We start from the raw sequence: 22,515 nt of genomic DNA on the forward strand, positions 1-22,515 counted from the left end.
GCCCAACCTGACCAGCCCACTACCGTGTAGTGCATGGCTGACGGGGTCGTCGTGGTCGGGGCTGGCGTCAACGGACTGACCACCGCGCTGCTCCTCGCCGAGAGCGGCGTACCCACCAGAATCCTCGCCCGTGAGACCCCCCGCGACACCACCTCCGCCGTCGCCGGTGCGCTCTGGGGGCCCTCCTTCCAACAACCGTTCGACAAGACCCTCGCCTGGACCGCCCGCTCCCTCCAGGACTTCCAAGACCTGGCCAATGACCCAATGACAGGCGTACGGATCACCGACGTCCTCTCCGTCGGCGACGCACTGCCGACCGGCGAGCTACCACCCCAGGTCGCGCTGATTCCCGGCCTGCGGCAGGCGACCAGCGACGAGCTACCCGACGGGTACGCCGCCGGCAGTTGGGGGCGCATGCCCGTCGTCGACATGCCGACCTACCTCGACTACCTCCAGCACAGGCTCGCCGAGTCCGGCGTCGCGATCGAACAGCAGGACATCACCGACCTGACCCGGACCGGCGCCGCCACCGTCGTCAACGCCACCGGGCTCGGGGCGCGGGAGCTCGCCGAGGACGACACCGTCCGCCCCGGCTTCGGCCAGCACGTCATCCTCACCAACCCCGGCCTCGACCACTCCTTCATGGAGCTCAGCCGCGACGCCGAGTGGACCAGCTTCATGGCGCATCCCACCCGGATCGTCTGCGGCGGCGTACGCGTCCCCGACCGCTACGACCGCACCCCCGACGACGCCGTGACCGCGCGCATCGTCGCGCGCGCCCGCCGGATCGAACCGCGGCTGCACGACGCGACCGTCGTCGAGGCCGTCGCCGGCCTGCGGCCCGAACGCCCCGCGGTCCGGGTGGAGGTCGAGCACCGGCAGGGCACCAGGATCGTGCACAACTACGGCCACGGCCCCACCGGTGTCAGCCTCTCCTGGGGCTGCGCCCGGGAGGCAGCAGCCCTAGCCGTCGGAGGGCGATGACAGCAACGCGGTGACCGTCCGCGTCATCACCTTCTCCGCCTCGGCCGCCGAGAGCGCCAGACCGTCCCGGAGCATCGACCACGCCGGCCACATCGACGCGGCCATCACCGCGTCGCGCAACACCGGGGCCGACGCGCCCGCGAGGGCGAACTCCTCCGCGAACAGCACGTCCACCTCGTCCCGCAGCCGCTCCACGTGCTTCTGCCGGTTGCGGCGCAACTGGGGTGAGAACGGCTCACGCATCGCCGCCGCCCGGGCCGGCGCCGCGATCAGCTGCAGCAACCGGGCCCGCTGCCGGCAGTAGAGCGCGATCCGCTCGGCCCGCGGCAGGCCCGCCGGCACCGGCGAGAACGCCGCGTCGTACGTCGCCAGCACCCGCGCGCCGCTCGCCTCGAACAGCGTCTCCATGTCCTTGAAGTTGGTCCACAGTGCCCGCAGCGACACCCCGGCCCGCTCCGCGATCCGCTCCCCCGTCGGCTTCAGGTCGCCCTCGCCGATCAGCGCCAGGTGCGCGTCCACGATCGCCGCCCGCGTGCGCTCGGCCCGCGCCGTCCGCCCGTCGACGCGTTCCTCCGGATAGGCGGCCATCACGCCCCCCGGCCGGTCAGCGTGATCCCGCCGTCGATCACCAGCGTCTGCCCGGTGATCCAGGCCGCCTCGTCCGACGCCAGGAACGCCACCGCCGCCGCCACGTCGTCGGGGATGCCGAGCCGGGCCAACGGGTACGACGCGGCGACCTCCTCCTCGCGGCCCTCGTACAACAGCGTCGCGAACTTGGTCTTCACCACCGCCGGCGCGACCGCGTTGACCCGCACGTGCGGCGCCATCTCCACCGCCAGGCAGCGGGTCAGGTGCTCCAGCGCCGCCTTGGTCACCCCGTAGAACGAGATCCCCGGCGGCGGCACCTGGCCACCCACGGACGACAGGTTCACGACCACGCCGGGCCGGGGGTCGCCCGCGAACGCCGTCTGCACCCAGCCGAGCGCCGACAGCAGGTTGACCTCGAAGATCTTGCGGGCCGCGCCCAGGTCGAGCGAGAGCAGCGGGCCGAAGACCGGGTTGATCCCGGTGTTGTTGACCAGGATGTCGATCGGTCCGAAGGCCGCCTCGACAGCGGCGACAGCCGACGAACGGTGCTCGGGATCATCGGCCCGCCCCGCCACGCCGAGCGCCACCGACGGCCCACCCAACAAGGACACCGCCTCGGCCAGCGGGTCGGGCTTGCGCGCCGTCACACAGACCCGCGCGCCGGCCGCGGCCAGCCGGGTCGCGATCGCGAGCCCGATGCCCCGGCTCGCGCCGGTCACCAGCGCCACCTTGCCGGACAGGGACGCCGTCACGACGCCTCCAGCGGCAGGTCGACGAGGCCGGCCAGGCGGGCGCGGTGCCGGTCCGGCGACCCGTACGCGACGGATGTCGCCTTGGCCCGCTTGAGATAGAGGTGGGCCGGGTGCTCCCAGGTGAAGCCGATCCCGCCGTGCATCTGCACGCACTCCTCGGCCGCCCGCACCGCCACCTCCGAGCCCACGATCTTCGCCAGCGACGCGGCCACCGAGGCGTCCTCGCCGCCGGAAGCGAGGTCGGCGACCGCGTACGCGACCACGGCCCGCGCCTGGGTCAGCTCGACCCAGAGGTCGGCGAGCCGGTGCTTGAGCGCCTGGAACGACCCGACCGGCCGGGCGAACTGGTAGCGCGACTTCAGGTGCTCGACCGTGGTGTCCAGGCACCAGGACGCCAGCCCGACCTGCTCGGCCGCCGTCAACGTCGCCGCGGCCCGCAGCGCGCACGGCACCGCCTCCAGCGAGGCGACGAGCCGCGCGGGCGCCGCCGCGAACTCCAGGTCGCACAGGGGCCGGGTCTCGTCCAACGACACCACACGGGTACGCCGGACCGCCGATCCCTCGACCGCGTAGAGCCCGTCCTCGGCCGGCACCAGCAGCAGCCCGGCCCCGAGCGCGTCGGCGACACCGCGCACCGTGCCGGTCACGACGCCGCCGGCGACCGACAGCAGGCGCGGCGCCTTCCACAGCCCGTAGGGAACGGCCAGGGCCGCGGTCAGCTCCCCCGACGCCAGTTGCCCGAGCAACGCCGGCGAGCCCCCGGCGCCGAGGGCCGTCGTCGCGACGACCGCGCTGGACAGGAACGGCACGGGCGCGACGGCCCGGCCCAGCTCCTCGACGACGACGCCGGCCGCCCGCCACTGCGCCCCGGCGCCGCCCTGCGCCTCGGGCACGAGCAGCCCGGCCAGCCCCATCCCGGTGCCCAGGGTCCGCCACAGCTTCTGGTCGTAGGCCTCGCCACCGGACGACACGAACGCGAGCACGGACTGCCACGGGCACTCCGCGGCCAGCATCTCGCGTACGCCGGCACGCAGGTCGACCTCGTCCGGGCTCTCCAGCAGGTCGCTCATCGCGGCAGGTCCTTCCAGGCGACCCGGGTGTCGACCCGAGGCTCGGCGGGCAGGCCGAGCACCCGCTCGGCGATGATGTTGCGGAGCACCTCGGAGGTGCCGCCCTCGATCGAGTTGCCCTTGGCCCGCAGGTAGCGGTAGCCGGCGTCGCGCCCCGTGAAGTCGACCTCCTCGGGCCGGCTCATCGCCCAGGAGTCGCGCCGCAGCCCCTCGTCGCCGAGGAAGTCGAGCTCGGCCGCGGAGATCTGCTGGCTGAGGGTCGCGAACGAGAGCTTGACCGCGGAGCCGTCCGGCCCGGGCGCGCCGGCGGCCAGCTGCTGCCGGACCCGCAGCCCGGTCAGCCGCGCCGCCTCGGCCCTGACCCAGAGGCGCATCAGCGTGTCGTGCAGGCCGGGGGTACGGCGGGCCGGGTCGTCGCGCCACGCCTTGGCCAGCACGCCGATCATGCCGCCCTCGCGGGGCAGCGCGCCGCCGCCGATCGAGACCCGCTCGTTCATCAGCGTGGTCTGCGCGACCTTCCAGCCGGCGCCGACGTCGCCGAGCCGGTGGTCGTCGGGGATCCGCACCCCGGTCAGGTAGACCTCGTTGAACTCCGCCTCGCCGGTGAGCTGGCGCAGCGGGCGCACCTCGACACCGGGCGCGGTCATGTCGAGCACGAAGTAGGTGAGCCCCGCGTGCTTGGGCACGTCGGGGTCGGTGCGGGTGAGCAGGATGGCCCAGCGCGCGACGTGCGCCATCGACGTCCACACCTTCTGCCCGTCGACCACCCAGTCGTCGCCGTCGCGGCGGGCGCGGGTGGCCAGACCCGCGAGGTCGGAGCCGGCGCCCGGCTCGCTGAAGAGCTGGCACCACACCTCCTCGCCGGTCCACAGCGGACGCAGCCAGCGCTCGTGGTGCGCGGGCGTGCCGTGCGCGAGCACGGTCGGCGCGGCCATGCCGAGGCCGATGCCGATCCGTCCCGGCCGGTTGTCGGGTGCGCCCGCCGCGGCGAACGCCTCGTCGGCGACCACCTGCAGGACCCGCCCGGCGCCGAGACCGCCGAGCCCCGCCGGGAAGTGCACCCAGGCGAGCCCCGCGTCGAACCGGGCGCGCAGGAACGCGAGCCGCTCCGCGTCGCCACCGCCGGCCGCGGCGGCCGGGTCGTGGTCGGCCAGGAACGCCGAGATCCGGTCCCGCAGGTCGGCCTCGGTGATCAGCGACGCCATCGCGCCCCCTCATCGATGAAGCAAGAATTTGCACTCAGACTGCAATCTACGGGTCCACCGGCCACAAAGCCATCGACGGGGCGTGTCGCGGGGTTGGTGGCCGCCCGCGAGGGGAGGATGGGAGGGACAAACGCGTACCAAATGATCGCGAATGGACTCACACTCATGCGACTCAGCATCCGCAACCAGCTCGACGCCACGATCCTGTCGGTGTCCCGCGGCGAGGCGATGGCCGCCGTGAAGGCGCGGATCGCCAGCGGCCAGGAGCTGACCGCGGCGATCACCCGGGAGAGCGCGGACGACCTCCAGCTCGTCGCCGGCCAGCCGGTGACCATGCTGGTCAAGTCGACGGACGTGGCCCTGGCCACGGGTACGGTCGGCGACGTCAGCATCCGCAACCAGCTCCCCGGCCGGATCACCTCGCTCACCGGCGGCGCCGCGATGACCACGCTCAAGGTCGCGGTCGACGGCGGGGCCGCCCTCACCGCGGTCGTCACCAACGACGCGGTCAACGACCTCGACCTCAGCGAGGGCGACGAGGTCATCGCCCTGGTCAAGGCCACGGAGGTCAGCGTCGCCGTCGAATAAGTAGTCTCGGCGCATGCATCGCACGGCTTATCTGGAAGCGGCGGCGATCGCCGTCGACCTGCTCGGTGACCGGGCGGTCGCCGAGCGCTGGAACGGGCCGAGCGCCCTGGCCGAGTTCTCCGTTGGCGGGCTGGCCGGCCACCTCGGGCGGCAGGTCCACCTCGTGGCCACCCTGGTCGACGCGCCCGCGGCCGACCTGCCGCCGCGGGACCTGCTCGCGCACTACGGCGACGCCGCCTGGCTCGGCGAGGACGCCGACGCGCCCGCCAATGTGGCGATCCGGGCGCAGAGCGACGAGTTCGCCGCCGTCGGCCCCGCGGCGCTGCTCGACAGCCTGCGCGCCGAGCTGGCGACCCTGCGGGCGAAGCTGCCGTCGGCGCCGGCCGACCGGCCGACCCTGCTCCCCTGGACCGGCTGGGCGCTGCGCCTCGACGACCTGCTGCTGACCCGGATGATGGAGATCGCCGTGCACAGCGACGACCTCGCGGTCAGCGTGGGCGTGCCGACCCCGGTCTTCCCCGCCCGCGTCTTCACGCCGGTGCTGGGCCTGCTGACCGACCTGTCGGCGGCGCGCTACGGCCAGACGGCGGTGCTGCGCGCCCTCAGCCGCCGCGAGCGCGCACCGGAGACGATCTCGGCGCTCTGACCGGGATCGACGCGCGGACCGCGCGGCGGTTACGGCTCGTTCGGCCGCGATGAGCGCCCGGACGGCCGTCGCCCGGCGGGGGTACGAACGCCCGCCACCGCCCACGGACCGCCGTTATGGTCGCCCGGTGACCGCGAGGGATGACGGCTGGGTCGGACCACCGCGCCACCGCACGGTGAGCGCCACGGCACCCGTGCCAGGCACCACACCGGCACCGGCCGAGTCGGGTGTCGGGCACCACGCGGTCCCGGACCAGCGTCCGAGCCGGCATCCCATCGCGACCGGCTCGGCGACCGCGCCTGCCGCGTCCACCGTGGACGGTGACGGGCGTGATCGGTGGTTCGACCTGTTGCGGGCCGCGGCGATCGTGCGGGTGGTGCTCTACCACATGTTCCCCGCCGCCTGGCTCGGGCTGGGCTTTCCCGCGATGGGCGTCATGTTCGCGCTCGGCGGCTCGCTGATGGCCCGCTCCGTCGACCGCTCACCCACCCGCGCCGTCAGAGGAAGGCTGCGCCGCCTCCTGCCGGCGCTGTGGCTGCTCGGCGCGGTGCTCGTACCCGCGATGCTCCTGCTCGGGTGGGACGACCGCCCCGGCTGGCCCGCGCTGCTGCTGTGGCTCCTGCCCCTGGCCGAACCCCCGGCCACACAGTGGGCGGAACCGGTCAGCGGCATCCTCTGGTACCTGGTCACCTATCTCTGGCTCGTGCTGCTCTCGCCGCTGCTGCTCAAGCTCTACCGCCACGCCCGCGTCGCGACCGTGCTCGCCCCGCTGGTCCTGCTGCCGCTCTACCAGCTCGCGCCCTGGCCGTTCGGTGACCGCTCCGCGTCCGTGGTCGAGGACCTGCTCACCTTCGCCGCCTGCTGGGTGCTCGGGTTCGCCCACCGCGACGGCGACCTGCGCCGCCTGCCGTTCCCGCTCGTGCTGGCCGGGTCCGCCGTGGTCACCGCCGGCGCCGTCGGCTGGGTCGTGCGCCACCACGTCGACCTGCCGGAGCGCCCCGTCGCGTACGCGGTCTACTCGATCGGCTTCGTGCTCGTGCTGCTCCGGCTGACACCGAAGCTCGACTTTCTCACCCGCCACCGCCGGGCCGACGCCGCCGTGCGCCTCCTGAACAGCCGGGCCGTCACCATCTATCTCTGGCACAACGCGGCGATCACCCTGGCGTTCCCGCTCGGCGACCTGCTGCCCGTGCTCGGAGGGGGCGCGGACCTCGTCTACACCGCCGTCGCCCTCTGGCTGCTCGCGCTGATCGTGCTGCACGTCGGCTGGGTCGAGGACCTCGCCGCCCGTCGCCGCCCGCGCCTGGTGCCGACCTAACCCCGTTCGTCGACGATGCGGCGCATCTTGCCCATCGAGCGCTCGACCTGGTCGGGCTCGAGCACGTCGACCGTGATGCTCACCCCGATCCGGTCCTTGACGGTGCCGGCCAGCGAACGGGCCGCCGCGGCCGCCACCGCCGGCGCGGCCTCCGGGCGGCGCTCCACCCGCACGGTCAGCTCGTCGAGCCGCCCCGAGCGCCGCAGCACGCACTGGAAATGCGGCGACAGTTCGGGCGTACCCAGGATCAGCTCCTCGATCTGCGTCGGGAACAGGTTGACCCCGCGCACGATCATCATGTCGTCCGTACGCCCGGTGATCTTGGCCATCCGGCGCATCGGCCGCGCGGTGCCGGGCAGCAGCCGGGTCAGGTCCCGCGTCCGGTAGCGGATCACCGGCATCGCCTGCTTGGTCAGCGAGGTGAAGACCAGCTCGCCGAACGAGCCGTCGGGCAGCACCGCGCCGGTCACCGGGTCGATGATCTCCGGGTAGAAGTGGTCCTCCCAGATGTGCGGGCCGTCCTTGGTCTCGACGCACTCGTTGGCGACGCCCGGGCCCATCACCTCCGACAGGCCGTAGATGTCGACCGCGTCGATCCCTAGCCGCTCCTCGATCTCGCGGCGCATGTCCTCGGTCCACGGCTCGGCGCCGAGGATGCCGGTCCGCAGCGAGGTCGCGCGCGGGTCGACGCCCTGCCGCTCCATCTCGTCGACGATCGCGAGCAGGTAGCTGGGCGTCACCATGATGATCGACGGCTGGAAGTCCTGGATGAGCATCACCTGCCGCGACGTCATGCCGCCCGACACCGGCACGACCGTGCAGCCCAGCTCCTCGGCGCCGTAGTGCGCGCCGAGGCCGCCGGTGAACAGGCCGTAGCCGTACGCCACGTGCACGACGTCGCCCGGGCTGCCGCCGGACGCCCGGATCGACCGCGCCATCAGGCGAGCCCAGGTGGCGATGTCGTCCTTCGTGTAGCCGACCACCGTCGGCCGGCCCGTCGTGCCCGACGAGGCGTGCACCCGCACCACCCGCGACCGCGGCACGGCGAACATCCCGAACGGGTAGTTGGCCCGCAGGTCGTCCTTCGCGGTCGTGGGGAACGCCGCCAGGTCGTCGAGGGACTTCAGGTCGTCCGGGTGCACGCCGGCCGCGGCGAAGGCCGACCGGTAGTGCGGGACGTTGTCGAACGCGTGCCGCACCGACCACTGGAGCCGGGACAGCTGGAGGGCGCGCAGCTCGTCGACCGACGCGCGCTCGATCGGTTCAAGCGGCATGCCGCACACTATGCCGGCCGGCTGGCCTTGCCGTCGAGCCAGAGCAGGTCCGACGCGTCGCCGTGCGACCCGGACCGGCCGACGTGCTTCGACGAGATCCGCGGGCCCTTCTTGATGACGTGCACCATCGCCATCGCGTGGCCGCGACCGACGCCGTACTCGTCGCGCAGCCACTCCACGATCACGGTCGCCTTCACCGTGGGCGCGTCGAAGCCCTTGACCTTCGCCTCGTCGACGAGCTGGCGCGGGGTCTTCCCCGTCTTGTCCTCCACGGCGTCGAGGTAGGCCTGGAACGACATGTCGATCTCCTCTGTTCGCGGGTTGCTTCCACCGACGCAGCGAACGGGCCGGGCCGGTTTCGACATCCGGTCCGGAAAAATTTCCGACGCGCGACGGTCCACGTCAGACCTGTCGGACGTTGACCATGGAGAATGTCAGGTCATAGGCTCCGTTCGCCTTTCACTCCACCTTTCCGGGAAGGGAAGCGGGTTTAATGCGACTACCGAACCGCGCGAAACGGCTGGCGGGTGCGGCCACGGCGCTGCTCCTCGCCGGCACGCTGCCGCTGCTCAACGGCGCCCCCGCGGGCGCCAACCCCCCACGTCCAGCCTGTGACCCGAACCCCGCCGCCCACCTCGCCGACGTGCCCAGCCCGGAGTCGTTCCTCGGCTTCCCGCTCGGCAACGGCCAGCAGCGGGTCGTCACCAACGACGAGATCCGCCGGTACGTCGCCGCGGTCGACGCCGCCTCCGACCGGGTCACCACCGGCGTGGTGGCCACCAGCGTCAACGGCCAGCCGCTGCCCTACGCGATCGTCTCCGACCCGTCCCACGTGACCAAGGACGGCCTGGCCTCGATCGCCGAGAACATCCGCGACCTGCGCGACCCGCGCACGATGGCGGCGTCCAAGGCGGCCCGGATCGCGCACGACGACCCGGCCATCGTCTACATCGCCGGCAACGTCCACGGTGGTGAGACCAGCGGCGCCGACGCGGCGCTCAAGTCGCTCTACGAGCTGGCCGCCGGCCTGTCGTGCGACGTCCGCGACCGCAACGACAACCTGCTGACGGTCATCATCCCGACGCAGAACCCGGACGGGCGGGCCGCCAACCGCCGGCAGAACGAGTACGGCTTCGACCTGAACCGCGACTGGTTCGCCCGTACGCAGCCGGAGACCGACGGCAAGGTCGAGCTCCTGCGCAAGTACCCGCCGCAGGTCTTCGTCGACGCGCACGAGATGGGCGGCAACCGCTACTTCTTCCCGCCGAACGCCGACCCGATCCACCACGAGATCGCCAGCGAGCCCGTGGACTGGATCAACCGGATCGGTGACGCCAACAAGGCCGCCTTCGGCTTCAACGGCCCGTGCGTGACGCCGCAGGACAGCGAGTGCTGGTTCAACTACGAGCGCTACGACCTGTTCTACATGGGCTACGGCGACACGGTGCCGGCCGCCGGCTTCGGTGCCGCCGGCATGACCTACGAGAAGGGCAGCGCGTCGCCGACCGCCAACCGGGTGCAGCAGCAGTTCAACACCCAGTGGGCGACGATCGGCTGGGCCTCGGCCAACAAGCGCGAGGTGCTGGGCGGCTGGTTCAAGGTCTGGTCGGACGCGCTGGCCGAGGGCCGGGCGGGCACGCTCGAGCCCAACGAGGTCGTGCAGCCCGACAACACGGTGCAGTTCCCGGTGCCGGACATCAAGATCAAGTCGTACTTCCTGCTTCCCGACCGCCAGCTCGCCGACGTGCGCCGGCTGGTCGAGCGGCTGCGGGCGATGGACGTCGAGGTGTACGAGGTCAAGGAGCCGGTCACCGTGCCGAACGCGAAGGTGTTCGGCGGCCGCAGCGCCAGCAACCTGACCGTGCCGAAGGGCGCCTACTGGATCCCGATGGCCCAGCCGCAGAAGCACTGGATCCAGGCGACGCTCGGCGAGGACCCGTACGCGCCGTTCCCGTACTTCTACGACGTCTCCTCGTGGAGCAACCCGCTGCTGATGGGCATCGACACCATCTACACGGGTGACGACCTGAAGCCGACGGTGCAGCGGGTCGCCCGCCCGGCCGGCGGCAAGGGCTCCCACGCGCCCAAGGGCGGCTCGTACCAGTTCAGGCTCGACTCGGCCGGCGCCTCGGAGCTCGTCTTCGCGCTGCTCGACGCGGGCGTGGCGGTCAGCCGGGACGCGGGCGTCGCGAGCTTCCCCGAGGCGGGCCTGACCCAGGCGCTCGACGACCGCGCCCGCGGGCTCGGCGTCACGCTCAGCGCCAGCCGCAAGGCCCCGGTCGGCGCGGCGGTCGCGCTGCCCGACGTCGGCCTGTTCCGCGGCACCGGCATCTCCACCACGGCCGGGTCCTACGGCGAGGCCCGGTACGTGCTGGGCAGCCGCTGGGGTCTCGACCTGAAGCCGGTCACCACGGCGGACATCAACGACAACACGGCCGCGTTCACCGGGCGCACGGTCCTGCTGGTGCCGGACGGCAGCAGCGCCACCGGTGGCCTGACCGCCGCCGGCCAGACCAACCTGCGCAACTGGGTGGCCGCCGGCAACACCTACATCGGGCTGCGCAACGAGGGCACCCGGGTGGCCCGGTCGGCCGGGCTCACCTCGACGACCGAGGTCGTCCTGCCGCCGGACAGCGAATACACGGTGATCGGCTCGCACTTCCGGGTCGACGTCGACGGCTCCAGCCCGGTGGGCGCCGGTCGCCCGGCCGAGGACTTCCAGTTCAACAACGACGACCCGATCATCACCGCCAGCACCACGGGCACCAACGTGGTGACCTACCCGACGGACGACACGTTCTGGCACAACGGTTACACGGTCGAGGAGGAGCGGCTCGAGGGCACCGCGGCCGTCGTCGACGAGCCGACCGGCGCCGGGCGGGCCGTGCTGTTCTCGTTCAACCCGCTGTTCCGGGCCTACAACGAGAGCGGCATCCAGATGCTGGCCAACGCTGTCCTCTACCCCGCCGGCCAGGCCGTGGCCCGCAAGGCGGCGACGGTCGACCCTGCCCGGGCGGCCGCGGCGGCCCAGCCGGCACCGGAGAACCTGGGCGGCGAGTGGCGGCCGATCACCATCAACGTGGCCGCCGGTGACCAGGCCCGCGCCGAGGCGGTCGTCGCGCGCTACACCGGCACCGCCCGGGTCAGCCAGGCGGGCGGCAACGCCCGGTTCGTGATCCCCAACCCCGCGGGCCTGCAGGCCGACGAGCACCCGTACCTCCGCGATCTGGTCGCTGACCTGCGCGCGGCGGGCGTCCCGCTCACGTCGGTCGTGGGCTGAGTCAGTTACTGACCGGTTACCGCCCGGTGGTTCCGGCCCTGCCGGAACCACCGGGCTTCGCCGTTTATGACCACGGACACTGCGCGCAGCCCTGAAAGACGAACGCCGCTCACCACTACAATCGGTGGTTGTCCGAGCACGCGCGCGCGTGGGGGTGAGAGCACTGAGCAGCAACAGTGCGATCAGCGGGGTCGGCACCGGCAACGGCACCGACTCCCGACTGGCGGCCGAGACCGCCATCGAAGAGGCGTTCCGCCCGTTGGCGGGCCGCGAGCCCGATCTGGTGCTGGTGTACGCCTCTGTCCGGTATGACCTTGAAACCGTCCTGAAGGCCGTGACCGCGGCCGCCGGCCCGTCGGCGGTGGTGGCGGGTGCCACGACCTCCGGCCAGCTCGAAGGTGGCCGGCTGATCGAGCCGGGCGACGGCATCGCCGTGCTCGCGCTCGCCGGCGGCGGCTACCGCTTCGGCCTCGGCCACGCCACGGGGCTGCAGGCCGACGCCACCCGCGCCGGGCGGGCGCTCGCCCGGGCCGCGCTGGGCGCCGCGGGGCCGGTCCGCTCACCGCACGAGGCGGTCCTGCTCTTCTCCGACGGCCTGGCCGGCGACCAGCAGGAGCTGCTCAACGGCATCCACAAGGTGACGGGCTTCCAGATCCCGGTGGTCGGTGGCGCGGCGGCCGACGACCGCCGGCTCGCCGAGACGTTCGTGTTCGCGGGTGACCGCGTGCTGCGCGACGCCGCGGTGGCGGTCTGGATCGGCTCCGACCGCCCGTTGCGGGTCGCCGGCGGCCACGGCTGGCAGCCGACCAGCCTCCCGCTGATGCTCAGCGGCGTCGAGGGCCAGATCGTCAAGGAGCTCGGCGGCCGGCCCGCGCGCGAGGTGTTCTGGGAGAACTTCCGGCCGCGCGGCGGGGTCGACACCAAGCTCTACAAGAAGGCGGGCGGCTACCACTCCGAGCACGCGTTCGGGCTGATCCAGCCCGACGGCTCGCTGCTGATCCGCGGTGCCTTCATCGACAGCGACGGCAACCTGCGCACGTTCTCGCCCATGCCGCCGTACTCGGCGGTCCAGGTGGTCTCGTGCGAGCCCGACGACCTGCTGGAGATCGGCGAGGAGGTGGTCGAGCGGGTCGCCCGCGGCGGCGAGCAGGAGCCGTCCGTCGTGCTGGTGTTCGACTGCGTGGCCCGGCTCGACATCCTCGGCGAACGCGGCCACGAGGAGGCGCGCCGGCTGCAACGGGCGGCGCACGGCGCGCCGACGTTCGGCTACTACACCTACGGGGAGTTCGCGCGGACCACCGGCGTCGCGGGTTACCACAACGCCACCATCGCGGCGCTGGCGCTCTGACCGGCAGATGGTCGCGTACGGGGACCGACAGGCACCCCGCTTCGAGTCCGAGGCGGAGTCGCTGCGGGCTGCCCTGTCGCGGGCGGAGGGCGCGGCCGCGGCCGCGTACCGGGACACCGCCCGGCTGATCCGGCTGCTGACGGTGATCGGCACGCCGTCGTCGCCGGGCCGGCTGATAGACCGCACGCTGACCGTGCTCTCCGAGGTGTTCGCCGCCGACGTCGTGTGCATCGCGGAGGCGATCGACGACCGGTTGTTCGTCACCGCGACCAGCGGGCTGCCCGAGGACGACCCGGCGTTCACCACGGGCTGGGCGCTCGGCCCGACCGCGCGGCGCGTCATCAACTCCGGCAGCGCGGCGGCGCGGCACGGCGTCCCCGCCGAGGACCTCCCGCCCCCGCTGCAGGACGAGCGCGGCACGTCCGCGGCCTGGATACCCCTGTCCGGCGTGGGCTCCGAGTTCGCCGGCGACCTGCTGGTCCTCTACCGGCGCGGCGGCGACCTGTTCACGCCGGCCGACCTGCAGGTGCTGCTCTCGATGGCCTACCGGATGTACTCGGCGGTCGAGGCCCGCGAGCGCGGCGCCGCCATCGAGCGGCTCGCCCAGGCCGGGCCGGGCCTGGCCCGCCACCTCGACGTGGGCTCGCTGCTCGAGGACGCGGTGCTGCTGCTGCGCGAGCTGACCGGCACCGACTCCACCTGGATCCTCAGTGTCCGCGACGACCTGGCCGAGGTCGCCGCGGCCGCCGACGTCGGCGAGGACACCGGCAAGCGGTGGCCGATCCCGGCCGGCGAGCTGCCCGGCTGGCCCCGGCTCGCCGCCGGCGAGGCGTACGTCGGCCCGGGCGGCGCCAACGGCGACGACCCGATGCTGCTCGTACCCGTGATGCGCGACGGCGGCGTGATCGCCGTGCTGGCCGCGAAGGGCCGGCGCGCCCGCTCCTTCGGCAAGTCCGCGGTCGAGGTCGCCCAGGTGCTCGCCGCCTACCTGAGCGTCGCGATCAGCAACGGCGAGCTCTACCGGCGGCTCAAGGCCCGCGAGCAGGAGCTGCACCGGCGGGCCTCGCGCGACCCGCTGACCGGCCTCGCCAACCGGATGACCGCCGCGCAGCGCATCGACGAGACGCTGGCCAGCACGCCGACCGGCGTCGTCGGCCTGCTCTTCTTCGACCTCGACAAGTTCAAGGCGGTCAACGACCGGCTCGGCCACGAGGCCGGCGACGAGCTGATCCAGCAGGTGGCCCAGCGGCTGCGCAAGGTCGTCCGGCCGGGTGACATGCTCGCCCGGTTCGGCGGCGACGAGTTCGTGCTCCTGATCAACGGCGCGTCCGATCTGACCGACCTCAACGACATGGGCCGGCGGATCCAGGCCGCCCTGGCCGACGAGTTCCCGCTGCGCGGCGAGCGGGTCGAGGTCACCGCGAGCATCGGCGCGGTGCTCGGCCGGCGGGGCACCGCGACCGCCAGCGCCATGCTGCGCGACGCCGACGCCGCCATGTACGCGGCCAAGGCGCGCGGCACCGGTCGACTGGAGGTCTTCGACGACGAGGCGTCGCACCGCTCGATCGACCGGCTCGACCTGCGCTCCGACCTGTCCGAGGCGCTCGAGCACGGCCAGCTCTCGGTGGTCTACCAGCCGATGGTCGAGCTGAAGACCAACACGATCCGCTCGTTCGAGGCGCTGGCGCGCTGGCGCCACCCCGAGCGCGGCAACGTGCCGCCGGACGAGTTCATCCCACTGGCCGAGGAGACCGGCGCGATCGTGGCGATCGGTGCCTGGGTGCTCGACCAGGCCTGCCGGCAGCTCGCGACGTGGCAGCGCGAGTTCCCCGAGGCGCACCTGACGATGAGCGTCAACATCTCCGCGGTGCAGCTCGAGCGCGGCCACGGCGACCTGCTCGACGTGATCCGGTCGGCCGGGGTGGACCCGGCCGACATCTGGCTGGAGGTCACCGAGCACATGGACACCGCGGAGGACATCTCCACGCAGGTCTCCGCGCTGCGCGACGCCGGCGTGCACTTCGCGCTCGACGACTTCGGGATGTCGTACTCCAGCCTGGCCTATCTCCAGCGGTTCCCCGTCGAGGGGCTGAAGATCGACCGGGCGTTCGTGGCGGCGATGAACGACGACGCCGACAACGGCCGCGGCATCGTCCGGGCCATCACGGCGGTGGCCGACTCGCTGTCGATGAAGGCGTTCGCCGAGGGCATCGAGACCCAGGCGCAGCTCGACGGCCTGCTCGACCTCGGCTGCGGCTACGGCCAGGGCCACCTGCTCTCCCCGCCGCTGACGGTGGAGCGGTCCACGGCGGCGTTGCGGGCCCAGCGCGACCGCGGCTAGCCCAGCGCGGCGCGGTCCACCTCACCGTCGGGCGTACGCGGCAGGTCGTCCAGGACGACGAGCCGCTCCGGCACCCGCGGCGCGGGCAGCCGGGCCGCCAGGTAGTCGCGGAGCACCGCGGGTTCGGCGTGCCAGCCGGGCAGCAGCGTGAGATAGCCGGTCAGCACCGCTCCCCCTTCCCGCGGGCGCGCCACCACGGCGCACTCCGCGACCTCGTCCGCCGCCGCCAGCGCGGCCTCGGCCACCTCCGGATCGGACCGGCCGCCACTGATGCGCAAGCTCGGCCGGCGTCGCTCGGGCGCGCGCGGGACGTGCGTCAGTGGCAGGCCCGCCGGGTGCAGCAGGGCCACGGGCGGCGGGAGCCACAACGTGGTGTCGTGCGGCGGCGGCGCCAGGACCCGCGTCGGGACCAATCGCGGGTAGGTGGCGCGCAACAGGGCGCGGATCGCTTGCGGGTCGGCGTCGTCGGCCACGGGAATGTCCCGATCCGCGGCCCATCGCCGGACGGCGGGCAGCTCGTGCCCCCACTCCCGCAGCAGGTGCAGCCACCCGTCCCCGGGCAGCGCGACATGCGACGATCCCATTCCCCGTGACTCCCCTGTTGTGGCAAACGCCGGTAACTTTAGGTCACTGGCCAACTACGTTCGGAGACCGCGAGCCCTCGGCGTGTCCCGTGGCAGTTAGACGGACGTCACTGCGAGCGCGGTAGGATCCGGCTGCGGGAGGGACAGACCGAGGAGGTCCGCGTGGCGTTTCGCGGCGACCGGCCGCGGATCGGCCAGGTCGCGCAGCTCGCCGGAGTCAGCGCGACCACGGTGTCGCACGCGCTCAACGGGCGCAGGCCGGTGTCGGCCGAGACCCGCCAACGGATCATGGACGCGATCGCCGAGCTCGGCTACCGGCCCAACGTGGTCGCCCGCGGCCTGCGGGCCGGTCGCAGCCTGACCGTGGGGCTGGTGATCCCCGACATCACCAACCCGTTCTACCCGGTGCTGGCGCGCGGGGTGCAGGACGTCCTCGGCCCGGCCGGCTACGACGAGATCATCACCAACACCAACGGCGTACGCGACCTCGAGCGCGCCGCCCTCGACAAGATGATCTCGCGGAACGTCGACGGCGTGGCGTTCGCGGTCTTCCACACCCACGCCGACGACCTGCGCCCCGTGATCGACGCCCGGATCCCGGTCGTCCGGCTCGGCGGCCGGCAGTCGCTGCCGGGCGTCGACCTGGTGCACAGCGACGACGAGGGCGGCGCCCGCGAGGCGGTCCGTTACCTCATCCACAGTGGATACCGCCGGATCGCGTTCATCTGCGGGCCGGCGGCCGAGGGCCCGGCCGCCGAGCGGGTCGCCGGCTACCGCGCCGCCCTCGCGGAGGCGGCCGTCGGTCCACTGCGGAGCATGGTGGTGCACACCGACTTCAGCCGGGACGGCGGGGCGCACGGGGTGGAGAAGCTGATCCGGCAACGCCGGCGGCCCGACGCGGTGCTCTGCGCCAACGACATGATGGCGATCGGCGCGCTGGACGCGGCCCGGGAGCGCGGGTTGCGGGTGCCCGACGACCTCGCGGTGATGGGCTTCGACGACATCGACGCGGCCAGCCTGGTCACCCCGGGCCTGACCACGATCGCCAACCCGGCGCGGGAGATCGGCATGGCCTGCGCCCGGCTCCTGCTCGACCGGATCGACGGCGCCGAGGGTCCGCCCAAGGAGATCGTGATCCCGACGCGGCTGGTGCGCCGGCAGTCGGCCTGACAGTTCTCTATATAGAACGTCTTGACTTCCCCCGTGTGACGGGTAAATTGCCGATCAGTCTTAACGATTTGCGTAGCCGTCCGGCAGGAGGGCCAGACCATGATCGGAAACAGACGCATTCTCGCCGCGGCGGCCGCGGCCGTCCTCGCACTCACCGCCACCGCCTGCGGCGGCGACGACGGGGGCGACGAGGCCGGCGGCGCACTGACGATGTGGACGTTCAAGCGCACCCACGTCGACGCGCTCCAGCAGGCCGCCGCGGCCTTCAAGGCCAAGACCGGCATCGACGTCAAGGTCGAGGCGTTCACCCCCGACGACGTGTTCACCGCGAAGATCCAGAGTGCGGCGCAGACCAAGGACCTCCCCGACGTGCTCGAGCTGCACTCCGGCGGCGAGGACCTACGGGTCGGCGGCGGCGGGCTGCTCGCCGACCTCAAGGGCGACTTCGACGGCAAGCTCGACCGGTTCCTGCCGAGCACACGGGAATCCGGCCGGGTCACGCAACAGCGCAAGGACAACATCGAGGAGCTGTCCGGCGCGACCGTCGGCTCTCTCTACAGTGTACCGTTCACCGCCGGCACGTTCGGCATCGTCTACGCCAACAAGGCGAAGCTGCAGGCCGCCGGGCTCGACCCGTCGAAGCCGCCGGCCACCTGGGAGGAGTTCCTCACCTACCTCCAGGCGACCACCAAGGCCGACAAGGACCAGGGCGGGCTCTCGCTCGGGCTCAAGGTGACCCAGACCGGGTTCAACTGGATCTACGAGCAGCTCGCCTTCGCGTACCTGGGTCAGGAGAAGTTCGCTTCCCTGTTCGGCAAGGGCACGACGGCAGGCTTCGGCTCCCCCGACGGGCAGAAGACCCTCGACCTGTACGCGGCGCTGAAGCCGTACTGGATGCCGGGTGTCAGCGCGCTCGGCATCGACGAGGCCGACATCGCGTTCGCGCAGGGCAAGTCGGCCTTCAACGTCGGCGGCACGTTCACGCTGGCCTTCCTCGCGCAGAACGGGATGAAGACCTCGGACGTCCTGACGTTCCCGATCCCGCCGGCCACCGGCGGCGCGGTGAGCGACCTGCGGCTGGCGCCGCTCGCGCTGACCGGCCTGTCGGTCACCTCGACGACCGGCAACAAGGCCGGCGCGGCCCAGTGGGTCGACTTCCTCACCTCGCCGGAGGGCGCCGGCATCTTCGCCAAGGCGTCGCTCGACCTGCCCGCCACCGACCTCGGCACGCAGGCGGAGTCGCTGATCGGCCCGGACCTCGCCGGATTGCAGCAGTTCTTCACCGGGCCGGCGGAGAGCACCTACGACGCGGCGAACCGCGGTTTCCGCCCGCCGGACTACGACGAGGTCGAGATGGGCAACCCGCTGCTGAAGCTCGCCCCGCTCGGCGAGGCCGACGCCGCCACCACCGGCCGCACGCTCGACACCGTCATCAAGGCCATGTGGGACGCGAAGTAAGTGACGACCACCGAGACCCCGCTGGCGGCGCGGCTGGTCACGCAGCCGCGCCGCTCGGCCGGCGCCCGCCGGGCCCGCGCCCGGCGGGCGCTGGTCGGCTACGCGTTCATCGCACCGGCGGTCGTGCTCTTCCTCGTGCTCGGGCTCTACACGATCGTCTACAGCTTCGGCCTGAGCTTCGCGAAGTGGAACGGCTTCTCCCCCACCTGGGAGTGGGTCGGGCTCCAGAACTACCGGGACATCCTGTACGCGGACCCGCGACTCGCGCCCGAGATGCGCAACGCCGCCCTGAACACCGGCATCGCCATGGTGGCCGTCTCCGCCGGCACCGTGCTGATCGCGCTGCCCCTGGCCACGCTGCTCAACAGCATCACCCGCCTGCGCGGGACGCTGCGGTCGGTGTTCTTCCTGCCGTACGTGACCGCCGGCATCGCGGTCTACTACGCCTGGCGCTACGTGCTCGAACCCGACGGTGCCGTCAACCTCGCGCTGCGCTCGGTGGGCCTCGGCAGCCTGGCCCGGCCGCAGGGCTTCCTGGCCGACCCCGACACCGCGCTGCCCACGCTGATCGTGATCATGATCTGGGGCAGCGTCCCCGTCGCGATGCTGCTCTACCTCGCCGGCCTCCAGGCGATCGACCCGGCGGTCATGGAGGCGGCGGCGCTCGACGGGGCCGGCGCCGTGCGCCGGTTGCGGCACATCACCTGGCCGCTGCTCGTGCCGATCACCGTCGCGATCGTGCTGCTCGGCCTGCGCGACACGATGCAGGGCTTCCAGATCTTCCTCATCATGACCAACGGCGGGCCGGCCGGGCACACCGACGTGCTCGGGCTCAAGGCGTACCAGCAGGCGTTCTTCCAGAGCCTGTCACCGACGCTCGGCGTCGCGAGTGCGCTCGGCTGGCTGATCTTCGTGCTGGCGCTGCTGCTCGCGGTGGCCAACGCCCGCGCGTTGCGGGGGCAGCGGTGAGGCGGCCGTCCGCCTGGGGCGTCGTGGCCTACGTCGCCCTGGTTCTCTACGCGGTGATCAGCCTCTATCCGTTCGCGTGGATGGTGTCCGCCGCCTTCAAGGATCGGTTGGAGGTGCTCGAGGGCGGCCACCTGATCCCGGCGCGGCCGACGCTGGCGACGCTGGCCGACACCTGGAGCCGGCTGCACTTCTTCGACTACTTCCTCAACAGCCTCCAGGTCACCGGGCTGACGGTGCTCGGAGTCCTGGTGATCTACAGCCTGGCCGGGTACGCGTTCGCGATGGTCGAGTTCCCCGGGCGGCGTTTCGTGTTCTGGTTCTTCGTCGCGCTGCTGTTCGTGCCGAGCATCACCGTGCTGCTGCCGCTGACCATCCTGGAGAACAGGCTGGGCCTGCTGGGCACGCACGCCGGGCTGATCCTGCCGTTCGTCAACGGGACGGCGCCCCTCGCGGTGCTGATGCTGACCGCGGCCTTCCGGGCCGTGCCGCGCGACCTGCACGACGCGGCGACCGCCGACGGTGCCGGCGAGCTCCGGATCTTCTGGCGGGTCTACCTGCCGCTGGCCCGGCCGACACTGATCACGATCGGGGTGCTGACGGCGGTGCCGACCTGGAACGAGTACGTGCTGACGCGGGTCTCGCTGAACGACGAGTCCCGGTACACGCTGCCGCTCGCGCTCGAGCGGCTGGCGTCCGGCACGGTGCCGTCGTACAACGAGATCATGGCGGGGTCGCTGATCCTGGTCGTACCCGTGATCGTGCTGTTCCTGGCCCTGCAGCGCTACTTCGTCAACGGGTTGTCCGGTGCCGTCAAGAACTGACCGGGTGCTGGTGACGGGGGCGGCGGGGCTGCTCGGGCGGGCGGTGCTCGCGGCGCTGTCGGCTCTTGACCGGCCGGTGACCGCGGTGGACCTGTCCGATCCCGGAGACCTCGTGGCGGACCGGGTGCTGGTGGGCGACGCCGGCGATCCCGTTGTCGTCGAGCGTGCGATGGACGGTGTCGGCGCCGTCGTCCATCTCGCGGCGATCCCGGCGCCGACACTGGGCACGCCGCTGGCGGTGTTCGGCGGCAACACGCGGGCCACGTTCGTCGTGCTGCAGGCGGCGGCCGCGGCGGGCGTGCGGCACGCGGTGGTGGCGAGCAGCATGTCGGTGCTCGGACTGGCCTGGGCGCAGGTCCCGCTGCAGCCCCGGTACCTGCCGGTCGACCTGCGGCATCCGCTGCAGGTGTCCGACCCGTACGCGTTGTCGAAGCAGACCGACGAGGCGACCGCGGCGATGGTCGCGCGGCGGCACGGGATGGCGGTGACGGCGCTGCGCTTCCCTTTCCTGGGCGGCTTCCCCCGGCTGTCGGCGCGCGCCGACGCGTTCCGGGCCGACCCGGCGTCCGGGGCGCTGGAGCTGTGGTCCTACCTGCACGTCGACGACGCCGCGGCTGCCTGCCTGGCGGGGCTGGCCGCTCCGCCTGGAGCGCACGTCCTGTTCGTGGCGGCGCCCGAGACGCTGGCGCCGTACCCGACCGAGGACCTCCTGGCGGCGTACCTGCCCACGGTGCCGCTCCGGGCGCGCTTCCCCGGGCGGACGGTGCCGGTGGATCTCGAGCCGGCCCGCCGCGTGCTGGGCTTCACGGCCGCGCGCCCGCTGCGGTTAGGCTCACAGCCGCGCAGGGAGGAGCCGGTATGACGATGGTCGAGACGCAGCCGCCGTGGGCCGCGCGGGACGGGCTGCGGATCACCCGGGTGCGGGCGATCGTCACCGCGCCCGAGGCGACGCTCGTGGTGGTCCGGGTCGACACCTCCGAGGACGGGTTGTACGGGCTGGGGTGCGCGACCTTCACCCAACGGGCGTCGGCCGTCGCGGCGGTCGTCTCCCACCTGGCCGAGCTCGTGGTCGGCCGCCACCCGGCGGACATCGAGGACATCACCCGGCTGGTGCATCTCTCGTCCTACTGGCGCAACGGGCCGGTGCTGAACAACGCACTGTCCGGTTTGGACATGGCGCTGTGGGACATCGCGGGCAAGCGGGCCGGCATGCCGGTCTACGAGCTGCTCGGCGGCCGGGTCCGGGCGGCGGTGCCCATCTACCTGCACGCCAGCGGGGCGACGATCGCGGAGACGGTCGAGCACGCCTCGGCGTTGATGGCGTCGGGCCTGCGGCACGTGCGGTTGCAGACGGGCGGGCCGGGGGTGGGCACCTACGGCGCGCCCGGGATCGCGGGCGCGTATCCGGGGACGCCGTACCCGGACGGCTGGGACGTTTCCCAATACCTGGCGACGACCCCGGCGCTGTTCGCGGCGGCCCGCACCGCGCTGGGCGACGAGGTGTCGCTGTTGCATGATGTCCACAGTCGACTGACGGTGAAACAGGCGCTGGTGCTGTGCCGGGCGCTGGAGCCGTACCGCCTGTTCTTCGTCGAGGACCCGATCGCGCCGGAGCATTACGACCGCCTGCCGGAGCTGCGCGCGGCGGCGCCGGTCCCGATCGCGGCGGGCGAACAGGTCGGCTCGGTCCCGGACGCGGCCCGCCTGGTCCTCTCGGGCGGGGTGGACCTGCTCCGCCTGCACATCTCGGCGATCGGCGGCCTGACCCCGGCCCGCAAGCTGACGGCGCTGTGCGAGCTGACGGGGGTCCGCACGGCCTGGCACTCCCCCGCCGACGTGTCCCCGGTCGGGATGGCGGCGAACCTGGCGCTGGACGTGTCGAGCCATGCGTTCGGGATCCAGGAGGGGCACGTCTACGCCGACGCGGTGCACGAGGTCTTCCCGGGGACGCTGCGGCCGTCGAACGGTTTCCTGACGCCGTCGGACGCGCCGGGCTGGGGCATCGACCTGGACGAGCGAGCGGCGGCGAAATACCCGCCGCACCACTACGGCCACGAACGCTGGTCATCCCGCATCCGCCGCCCGGACGGCGCGCTCGAACCCCCGTGACCGGGCTTCA

Annotated in this window: 20 protein-coding genes; 13 read left to right on the top strand and 7 right to left on the bottom strand. The window is 72.8% G+C overall.

Annotated elements, in window-relative coordinates; all coding sequences use genetic code 11:
- Positions 1–33: 33 nt before the first annotated feature.
- Positions 34–984, top strand: a complete 951-nt coding sequence (locus Asi02nite_RS10120; RefSeq protein WP_203712001.1) for an NAD(P)/FAD-dependent oxidoreductase — start codon at positions 34–36, stop codon at positions 982–984.
- Here the strand turns inward: Asi02nite_RS10120 and Asi02nite_RS10125 are convergent.
- Genes Asi02nite_RS10125 through Asi02nite_RS10140 form a run of 4 tightly spaced genes read right to left on the bottom strand, consistent with a single transcriptional unit; the run spans position 964 to position 4,599 of the window.
- Complete coding sequence (locus Asi02nite_RS10125) at positions 964–1,572, bottom strand: TetR/AcrR family transcriptional regulator (protein WP_203712003.1); 609 nt, start codon at positions 1,570–1,572, stop codon at positions 964–966. The genes Asi02nite_RS10120 and Asi02nite_RS10125 overlap by 21 nt on opposite strands.
- Positions 1,572–2,324, bottom strand: a complete 753-nt coding sequence (locus tag Asi02nite_RS10130) for an SDR family oxidoreductase (RefSeq protein WP_239126613.1) — start codon at positions 2,322–2,324, stop codon at positions 1,572–1,574. Before Asi02nite_RS10130 ends, Asi02nite_RS10125 begins: the two co-directional genes overlap by 1 nt.
- Positions 2,321–3,394 carry an acyl-CoA dehydrogenase family protein gene (locus Asi02nite_RS10135; RefSeq protein WP_203712005.1) on the bottom strand — a complete coding sequence of 358 codons (1,074 nt, stop codon included), beginning with the start codon at positions 3,392–3,394 and terminating at the stop codon, positions 2,321–2,323. Before Asi02nite_RS10135 ends, Asi02nite_RS10130 begins: the two co-directional genes overlap by 4 nt.
- Positions 3,391–4,599: an acyl-CoA dehydrogenase family protein gene (locus tag Asi02nite_RS10140; protein ID WP_239126614.1), complete on the bottom strand. Its 1,209-nt coding sequence runs from the start codon at positions 4,597–4,599 to the stop codon at positions 3,391–3,393. Before Asi02nite_RS10140 ends, Asi02nite_RS10135 begins: the two co-directional genes overlap by 4 nt.
- Positions 4,600–4,764: 165 nt before the next feature.
- Between Asi02nite_RS10140 and Asi02nite_RS10145 the strand changes: the two genes are divergently transcribed.
- From Asi02nite_RS10145 to Asi02nite_RS10155, 3 genes are all read left to right on the top strand, one after another.
- Positions 4,765–5,187, top strand: a complete 423-nt coding sequence (locus Asi02nite_RS10145; RefSeq protein ID WP_203712007.1) for a TOBE domain-containing protein — start codon at positions 4,765–4,767, stop codon at positions 5,185–5,187.
- Positions 5,188–5,200: 13 nt separating this feature from the next.
- Complete coding sequence (locus tag Asi02nite_RS10150) at positions 5,201–5,833, top strand: maleylpyruvate isomerase N-terminal domain-containing protein (protein WP_203712012.1); 633 nt, start codon at positions 5,201–5,203, stop codon at positions 5,831–5,833.
- Between the two features lie 127 nt (positions 5,834–5,960).
- On the top strand, positions 5,961–7,151 hold the full coding sequence (locus Asi02nite_RS10155) for an acyltransferase family protein (protein WP_239126615.1): 1,191 nt from the start codon (positions 5,961–5,963) through the stop codon (positions 7,149–7,151).
- Here Asi02nite_RS10155 and paaK read toward each other — a convergent pair.
- Positions 7,148–8,425, bottom strand: coding sequence for a phenylacetate--CoA ligase PaaK (gene paaK, locus Asi02nite_RS10160; RefSeq protein ID WP_203712016.1), 1,278 nt, complete (start codon positions 8,423–8,425; stop codon positions 7,148–7,150). The two genes, Asi02nite_RS10155 and paaK, sit on opposite strands and share 4 nt — an antisense overlap.
- A gap of 8 nt (positions 8,426–8,433) precedes the next feature.
- Positions 8,434–8,724, bottom strand: a complete 291-nt coding sequence (locus Asi02nite_RS10165; protein ID WP_203712018.1) for a DUF4287 domain-containing protein — start codon at positions 8,722–8,724, stop codon at positions 8,434–8,436.
- 194 nt (positions 8,725–8,918) lie between these two features.
- Here Asi02nite_RS10165 and Asi02nite_RS10170 point away from each other — a divergent pair, with 194 nt between their 5' ends.
- From Asi02nite_RS10170 to Asi02nite_RS10180, 3 genes are all read left to right on the top strand, one after another.
- Entirely contained in the window at positions 8,919–11,705 is a 2,787-nt protein-coding gene (locus Asi02nite_RS10170) for a M14 family zinc carboxypeptidase (protein ID WP_203712020.1), read from the top strand.
- A 148-nt stretch (positions 11,706–11,853) separates the two neighbouring features.
- On the top strand, positions 11,854–13,053 hold the full coding sequence (locus Asi02nite_RS10175) for an FIST signal transduction protein (protein WP_203712022.1): 1,200 nt from the start codon (positions 11,854–11,856) through the stop codon (positions 13,051–13,053).
- A gap of 7 nt (positions 13,054–13,060) precedes the next feature.
- Positions 13,061–15,394 (top strand): putative bifunctional diguanylate cyclase/phosphodiesterase, encoded by a 2,334-nt coding sequence (locus Asi02nite_RS10180; protein ID WP_203712024.1) that lies wholly within the window; start codon positions 13,061–13,063, stop codon positions 15,392–15,394.
- Here the strand turns inward: Asi02nite_RS10180 and Asi02nite_RS10185 are convergent.
- Complete coding sequence (locus tag Asi02nite_RS10185) at positions 15,391–15,978, bottom strand: AMP-binding enzyme (protein ID WP_203712025.1); 588 nt, start codon at positions 15,976–15,978, stop codon at positions 15,391–15,393. The two genes, Asi02nite_RS10180 and Asi02nite_RS10185, sit on opposite strands and share 4 nt — an antisense overlap.
- 162 nt (positions 15,979–16,140) lie before the next feature.
- Here Asi02nite_RS10185 and Asi02nite_RS10190 point away from each other — a divergent pair, with 162 nt between their 5' ends.
- The 6 genes from Asi02nite_RS10190 (at position 16,141) to Asi02nite_RS10215 (ending at position 22,505) form a co-directional block, all read left to right on the top strand.
- On the top strand, positions 16,141–17,148 hold the full coding sequence (locus tag Asi02nite_RS10190) for a LacI family DNA-binding transcriptional regulator (RefSeq protein WP_203712027.1): 1,008 nt from the start codon (positions 16,141–16,143) through the stop codon (positions 17,146–17,148).
- Positions 17,149–17,247: 99 nt separating this feature from the next.
- Positions 17,248–18,606: an extracellular solute-binding protein gene (locus tag Asi02nite_RS10195; RefSeq protein ID WP_203712029.1), complete on the top strand. Its 1,359-nt coding sequence runs from the start codon at positions 17,248–17,250 to the stop codon at positions 18,604–18,606.
- Positions 18,607–19,575, top strand: coding sequence for a carbohydrate ABC transporter permease (locus Asi02nite_RS10200; protein ID WP_203712031.1), 969 nt, complete (start codon positions 18,607–18,609; stop codon positions 19,573–19,575).
- Positions 19,572–20,396, top strand: a complete 825-nt coding sequence (locus Asi02nite_RS10205; RefSeq protein ID WP_203712033.1) for a carbohydrate ABC transporter permease — start codon at positions 19,572–19,574, stop codon at positions 20,394–20,396. Before Asi02nite_RS10200 ends, Asi02nite_RS10205 begins: the two co-directional genes overlap by 4 nt.
- Positions 20,380–21,258 carry an NAD-dependent epimerase/dehydratase family protein gene (locus tag Asi02nite_RS10210; protein ID WP_203712035.1) on the top strand — a complete coding sequence of 293 codons (879 nt, stop codon included), beginning with the start codon at positions 20,380–20,382 and terminating at the stop codon, positions 21,256–21,258. The genes Asi02nite_RS10205 and Asi02nite_RS10210 overlap by 17 nt, the downstream gene beginning before the upstream one ends.
- Positions 21,255–22,505, top strand: a complete 1,251-nt coding sequence (locus Asi02nite_RS10215) for an enolase C-terminal domain-like protein (RefSeq protein WP_239126616.1) — start codon at positions 21,255–21,257, stop codon at positions 22,503–22,505. Before Asi02nite_RS10210 ends, Asi02nite_RS10215 begins: the two co-directional genes overlap by 4 nt.
- Positions 22,506–22,515 lie beyond the last annotated feature (10 nt).

Source organism: Asanoa siamensis (genome assembly GCF_016862555.1).
Lineage (GTDB): Bacteria > Actinomycetota > Actinomycetes > Mycobacteriales > Micromonosporaceae > Asanoa > Asanoa siamensis.

What these genes read in the sequence shown, in the direction of transcription:
- Asi02nite_RS10120 (WP_203712001.1), top strand. Translation starts at nt 34, where the DNA reads ATGGCTGACGGGGTCGTCGTGGTCGGGGCTGGCGTCAACGGACTGACC.
- Asi02nite_RS10125 (WP_203712003.1), bottom strand. Translation starts at nt 1,572, where the DNA reads ATGGCCGCCTATCCGGAGGAACGCGTCGACGGGCGGACGGCGCGGGCC.
- Asi02nite_RS10135 (WP_203712005.1), bottom strand. Translation starts at nt 3,394, where the DNA reads ATGAGCGACCTGCTGGAGAGCCCGGACGAGGTCGACCTGCGTGCCGGC.
- Asi02nite_RS10140 (WP_239126614.1), bottom strand. Translation starts at nt 4,599, where the DNA reads ATGGCGTCGCTGATCACCGAGGCCGACCTGCGGGACCGGATCTCGGCG.
- Asi02nite_RS10145 (WP_203712007.1), top strand. Translation starts at nt 4,765, where the DNA reads ATGCGACTCAGCATCCGCAACCAGCTCGACGCCACGATCCTGTCGGTG.
- Asi02nite_RS10150 (WP_203712012.1), top strand. Translation starts at nt 5,201, where the DNA reads ATGCATCGCACGGCTTATCTGGAAGCGGCGGCGATCGCCGTCGACCTG.
- paaK (WP_203712016.1), bottom strand. Translation starts at nt 8,425, where the DNA reads ATGCCGCTTGAACCGATCGAGCGCGCGTCGGTCGACGAGCTGCGCGCC.
- Asi02nite_RS10165 (WP_203712018.1), bottom strand. Translation starts at nt 8,724, where the DNA reads ATGTCGTTCCAGGCCTACCTCGACGCCGTGGAGGACAAGACGGGGAAG.
- Asi02nite_RS10170 (WP_203712020.1), top strand. Translation starts at nt 8,919, where the DNA reads ATGCGACTACCGAACCGCGCGAAACGGCTGGCGGGTGCGGCCACGGCG.
- Asi02nite_RS10180 (WP_203712024.1), top strand. Translation starts at nt 13,061, where the DNA reads ATGGTCGCGTACGGGGACCGACAGGCACCCCGCTTCGAGTCCGAGGCG.
- Asi02nite_RS10185 (WP_203712025.1), bottom strand. Translation starts at nt 15,978, where the DNA reads ATGGGATCGTCGCATGTCGCGCTGCCCGGGGACGGGTGGCTGCACCTG.
- Asi02nite_RS10195 (WP_203712029.1), top strand. Translation starts at nt 17,248, where the DNA reads ATGATCGGAAACAGACGCATTCTCGCCGCGGCGGCCGCGGCCGTCCTC.
- Asi02nite_RS10215 (WP_239126616.1), top strand. Translation starts at nt 21,255, where the DNA reads ATGACGATGGTCGAGACGCAGCCGCCGTGGGCCGCGCGGGACGGGCTG.